The organism is Streptomyces sp. WM4235 (assembly GCF_001279725.1).
GTDB lineage: Bacteria > Actinomycetota > Actinomycetes > Streptomycetales > Streptomycetaceae > Streptomyces.
Genome location: NZ_LGDE01000093.1, coordinates 1 through 5,120, shown reverse-complemented (window position 1 = coordinate 5,120; position 5,120 = coordinate 1). Strand labels below are relative to the sequence as shown.

Here is a 5,120-nt window from a genome sequence, read left to right as displayed (position 1 = left end):
CCGCCCGGGTAATCGCCGTGGTCGCCTCCCTGCCGAACGGGATCGCCCCCGTCGCCGGACCCTCCCTCGCCGCCGGGGCCCTCCTGCCGGGATCGGGGCCCCTCGGCCTGCTCATCCTGCTCGGGGTACCGCCCCTGTTGTGGCTCGGACACCTCATCACCCCCCCCCCCGAACGGCGCAGCGAGGCCGAACAGGAACAGGCCGCGCACGCCTCGGGAGTCGCCGCCGACCTGGTCGCCGGCCTGCGCGTGCTCAAGGGCATCGGCGCCGAACCGGCGGCCGTGGACCGGTACCGCCGCACCAGCCGGGACTCCCTCGCGGCCGCCCTGCGCGCCGCCCGCAGCCGGTCCTGGCACGACGGGGCGATCCTGTCCCTGACCGGCGTCTTCATCGCCGTCATCGGGCTGGTCGGAGCCCGCCTCGCCATGGACGGCTCGCTCAGCGTCGGTGAACTCGTCGCGGCCGTGGGCCTCGCGCAGTTCCTCCTCGGTCCCTTCCAACTCCTCACCTACGTCAGCGCCGAGTTCGCGCAGGGCCGCGCCTCCGCCGCCCGGATCGGCGAGGTGCTCGACTCCTCGCACGCCGTGCCCGCCGGAACCGCCACCCCGCCCGACCCGTTCACGGGGGGACTGCGGTTGCGCGGCGTCTCGTACGGGGCGCTGCGCGACATCGACCTGGACATCGCGGAGGGCAGCCTGGTCGGCGTCGTCTGCCCCGACCCGGCGGCCGCCACCGACCTGCTGCTGTGCCTCGGCCGCGAGTTCGACCCGGAGCGCGGCACGGTCGAGCTGGGCGGGATCGCGCTGTCCTCCCTCGATCCCGACGCCGTACGCCGCGCCGTCCTCGTCGCCCACCCCGACGCCGACCTCTTCGAGGCCAGCCTCCTCGACAACGTCCGGGCGGGGGCCGACACCTCCGTGGCCGACCTCGGCCCGGTGCTCAACGCCTCCACCACCGACGACGTGGCCCGCGCGCTGCCCCAGGGCGTGCACACCCCGCTCAGCGAACGCGGCAGGTCGCTGTCCGGCGGCCAACGCCAACGGGTCGCGCTGGCCCGGGCCCTGGCCGCCGACCCGCACGTCCTGGTCGTCCACGACCCGACCACCGCCGTGGACACCGTCACCGAGTCGCTGATCGCGGCCCGCCTGCGCGACCTGCGCAAGGGCCGCACCACGCTCCTCGTCACCACCAGCCCCGCGCTGCTGTCCGTCACCGACCGCGTCGTGGTCATCCGCGACGGCGCCGTCACCGCCGACGGCCGCCATCCGGAACTCGTCACCGACGACGCGTCCTACCGATCGGTGGTGCTCGTATGAGTTCCGACCGCACGCCCGAAGAGCCGACCGGGCCCGACGAGCCGTCCGGGTCGACCGACGCGCCGCCGCCGGGCGACCCGCACAACCCGGGCGCGGCGCGCGCCGCCGCGCGCGCCATCCTGCCCGTGGCCACCGGCGGACAGACCCTCGCCGCCGTCGCCGAACTGCTGCGCGGACGCCGCCTCCAGGCGCTCACCGCCGCCGCCGTCCTCACCCTCGGCACCGGCATCGGCCTGCTCACCGCCCCGATCCTCGGCCGCATGGTCGACCTGGTGGCCGCGCACCGGGGCACCGGCTCGCTGACCGTCCCCATGATCCTCCTGCTCGCGGTGGCCGTCGGCCGGGGCGCCGCCACCGCCCTCGGCAGCTCCCTCGTCGCACGGCTCGGCGAAACCGTCCTCGCCGGAGTGCGCGAACGGTTCATCGAACGGGCCCTGAACCTCCCACTGGAACGCGTCGAACAGGCCGGCTCGGGCGACCTCACCTCACGGGTGACCGGCGACGTCACCCTCATCACCCGGGTCGTGCGCCAAGCCCTGCCCGAGTTCACCACCGCCCTCCTGACCATCGTGCTGACCCTGGCCGGACTCGCCGTGCTCGACTGGCGGTTCCCGCTCGCCGTGCTGCTCGCCGTCCCGGTCCACGTCCTGACCGTCCGCTGGTACATCCCGCGCGCGGTCCCCGTGTACGCCGCCCACCGCGTCGCCAACGGCGCCCTCCAGCACCAGCTCCTCGACAGCGTGGGCGGCGTGCGCACGGTGCGGGCGTTCCGCCTGACCGGGCAGCACGCCCGACTGCTGGACGCGCGCTCGCGGGAGGCCGTGGACCTGGCCCTGCGCGGGATCAGGCTCGTCTCCGGCTTCTTCTCCCGGCTCAACCTCGCCGAGTTCATCGGACTCGCCGCCGTGCTGGTCACCGGCTTCCTGCTGGTCGGCAACGGCACCGTGAGCATCGGCACCGCCACCGCCGCGGCGCTCTACTTCCACGGCCTGTTCAACCCCGTCAACACGGCACTGTTCCTCATCGACGACGCCCAGTCCGCCGGCGCGAGCCTCGCCCGGCTCGTCGGCGTCGCCTCCCTGCCGGCCGAGGAGGGACCCACGGGGGCGGCGCGCCCGGCCGACGGTTCCGTACGCGTCCGGGCGCTCGGCCATGCGTACGAGCCCGGTCACCCGGTCCTGACCGAGGTGGACCTGGAGGTCCGGGCCGGGGAACGCGTGGCGCTCGTCGGCGCCAGCGGCGCCGGCAAGACCACCCTCGCCAAGCTGATCGCCGGCGTCCACCGACCGACCTTCGGCTCGATCGAACTCGGCGGCGCCGACACCCGCGAGCTCGGCCCGGCGGGCGTACGCGCCGCCGTGACCCTGATCAGCCAGGAGGTTCACGTCTTCGCCGGACCGCTCGCGGACGATCTGCGGCTGGCCAGGCCCGCGGCGACCGACGCGGAGATCACCGCCGCGCTGGCCCGCGTCGACGCCCTGACCTGGGTGGTGGCCCTGCCCGAGGGCGTGGCCACCGTCGTGGGGGAGGGCGGACACCGGCTGACGGTGACGCAGGCCCAACAACTGGCCCTGGCCCGGCTCGTGCTCGTCGATCCGCCCGCGGCGATCCTCGACGAGGCCACCCCCGACCCCGGGAGCCCCCGCGCCCCCACCCTGGAAGCCGCCCCGCTGCGCGCCCCGGAGGGCCGGACCGGACTCATGGTCGCCCCCCGGCTGCCGCAGGCGGCGAGCGCGGACCGCATCGTCGTCCTCGACCGGGGCCGGGTCGTGGAGAGCGGCACCCACGCGGAACTGGTCGCCGCGGGCGGCCGCTACGCCGGCCTCTGGGCGGCCTGGTCCGACAGCCGGCGCTCCGGTCCGACGGACGCCACCCTGCCCCTGCCCCGGCCCCGCGAGGCCTGAGCGCCCCGGGACGGCCCCGATACGCAGACAAGAGCCCCGGACGTCGCGGCAGCGACGTCCGGGGCCCCGCCCGTCCTCGGGGGCTCCGGAGGGTCGGCCCCGCCGTCCGACCAGGCTCTTGGGCCACGGCTCCGTCCCATGGGTCTCGACGTACGTCAGGCAGGCGCCCCGGGGCTTCCCCGGGGGGCCTCGAACGGGTGGGTCGTCATGCGTTCCCGCTCCTTGTGGACATGACCGCGAACAGCTCCGAGAGCGGCTGCCGCGGGTCGTCGGCCACGTGCCCGATCAACACGTGGAGTTCCTCGGCGAGCCGCCGGGCCTTGGCCGGTCCGAGCAGCTCGACCGCGTGGATCAGCTCGCCGTACACCGGACCCTCGCCGCGCGGTTCGTGGAACCCGACCGTTAGCTCCCCGGTGGTCCGGCCGACGGGAACGGCCTGGAAGGTGCCCATGCCGCCCTCCAACTCGTCCAGGTCCGCCTGCTCGTGGTGGACCACCGTCACCTGCGGTCCCCGCGCCGGCAACCCCGAGGCGCGGAGCACCGCGTCGAACGGCACCTCCTGGTGGTCCAGCGCGCTCAGCGTCGTCTCCCGCACCCGCGACAACAGCTCCAGGAAGGTCGGGTCGCCGCCGGTGTCGGTGCGCAACACCACCGTGTTGAGGAAGCAACCGACCAGCGGGGCGAGCCGCTCGTCCGACCGGCCCGCGACCATGGTCGCGATCGGCAGGTCGGTGCCCGCGCCGTGCGCCGTCAGCAGCGCCGACAGCGCCGCGTGCAGCACCATGAACATGCTCGTGCCGCTCTCCCGGGCCAGGGCGTCCACCCGGGCGTGCAAGCCCTCGTCCAGGACGAACGGCACCTGCCCGGCCGTGTACCCCGCCCGCCCGGCGTCCGCCGGCCGCGGCCGGTCCGTCGGAAGGGCCAGGGCGCTCGGCGCCTCCCGCAGCGTCCGGCGCCAGTAGGCGAGCTGCCGCCCGCCCGCGCTGTCCGGGTCGTCGAGGTCGCCGAGCGCCTCGCGTGCCCAGAGCGCGTAGTCCGCGTACGACACCGGCAACGGCTCCCAGTCGGGCGCGACGCCGCGGACCCGGGCCGCGTACGCCGTCGTCAGGTCCCGGAACAGCGGCACCACCGACCACTCGTCCACCGCCAGGTGGTGCGAGGCCAGCAACAGGGCCTGGGCCCCGTCGGGAGCCGTGAGCAGCCGGACCCGCAGCGGCGCCCGCGAGGTCAGGTCCGCCGTCTCGCCCGCGAGTTCGGCGAGGCGGGACTCCAGGTCCGCGCACTCCTCGACGGCCAGGACCGGCGGTTCGACGGCGGGACGCAGCCGCAGCTCCCCGGCCTCCTCGCCGAAGGAGGTGCGCAGCGGGGCGTGCCGGTCCACCACGTCGGCCAGCGCGTCGGCCAGCGCCCGGGCGTCGAGCCCGCCCGGCGAGCGCAGCGCGAGCGCGCTGTCGAAAGCGGGCCGCGGTCCGTACGCCCGCCACTGCGCGCCCTGAACCGGCGCGGCGGGAAGCTCCCGCGCCCCCGCTCCGGCGCCCGCCCGCAGAGCCGGCCGGGCCGCCCGCGCGCCGGCCAGCCGCTCCGCGATGCCGCTGACCGTGAGGGCGTCGAAGACGTCCCGGATGCTCAGCTCCACCCCGAACTCGGCCCGGATCAGGCCCAGCAGGCGCATGGAGGCCATGGAATGGCCGCCCAGGGCGAAGAAGTCGTCGTGGACACCGACCTCGTCCAGCCTGAGGATCTCGCCGAACAGCCGCGCCAACCGGGTCTCGGTGGCATCGGCCGGCCGGGCGTCGCCCGTCATTCCCGACCAGTCGGGCGCGGGCAGCGCCTTGTGGTCCAGCTTCCCGTTGGGGGTGAGCGGCAGCGGCCCGTCCAACGGCACCACCAGGGCGGGCAC

General features: G+C 75.8%; 3 protein-coding genes. 2 read left to right on the top strand and 1 reads right to left on the bottom strand.

The window, feature by feature from the left end; genetic code table 11:
* A partial coding sequence (locus ADK55_RS09840; protein WP_053677114.1) for an ATP-binding cassette domain-containing protein occupies positions 1–1,316 on the top strand: 1,316 nt, incomplete at its 5' end.
* Positions 1,313–3,220, top strand: a complete 1,908-nt coding sequence (locus ADK55_RS09835) for an ABC transporter ATP-binding protein (RefSeq protein ID WP_078998714.1) — start codon at positions 1,313–1,315, stop codon at positions 3,218–3,220. The genes ADK55_RS09840 and ADK55_RS09835, both read left to right, overlap by 4 nt.
* A 205-nt stretch (positions 3,221–3,425) precedes the next feature.
* Here the strand turns inward: ADK55_RS09835 and ADK55_RS09830 are convergent.
* A partial coding sequence (locus tag ADK55_RS09830) for a condensation domain-containing protein (RefSeq protein ID WP_234349982.1) occupies positions 3,426–5,120 on the bottom strand: 1,695 nt, incomplete at its 5' end.